General features: G+C 63.7%; 1 protein-coding gene. It reads left to right on the forward strand.

Annotation, left to right across the window (positions count from 1 at the left end; genetic code table 11):
- Positions 1-60: 60 nt before the first annotated feature.
- A partial coding sequence (locus CVH10_RS18550; RefSeq protein ID WP_369335875.1) for a Fic family protein occupies positions 61-350 on the forward strand: 290 nt, incomplete at its 3' end.

Genomic DNA, 350 nt, shown 5'->3' on the forward strand with positions numbered 1-350 from the left:
GGATCGAGCTTCGCCGCCGTCCCCTATCTCGCCCGCGAACTCGACAAACGGTTCGCGGATATGGGTAAGCAGGGTGACTTCCGGGGCCTTCCTCGAGACGAGTTTTTCGATCGGCTTGGCGATCACCTCAACGAGATAAATGCCATCCATCCCTTCCGCGAAGGAAATGGACGCACGATGCGCCACCATGCCGCGCAGATCGCGCGCGAAGCAGGCCACCCGATCCGCATCGCCGCAATCGACAAAGACAAGTGGATGGAGGCGTCTCGCCACGGTTTCCTGACCGGCGATCATCGCGGCATGGCTGCGGTTCTTGCCGCCGCAGCGGTGCGGCGCGACCTCGCGCCCGA

It is taken from the genome of Halomonas sp. ND22Bw, from assembly GCF_003011945.1.
Lineage (GTDB): Bacteria > Pseudomonadota > Gammaproteobacteria > Pseudomonadales > Halomonadaceae > Halomonas > Halomonas halophila.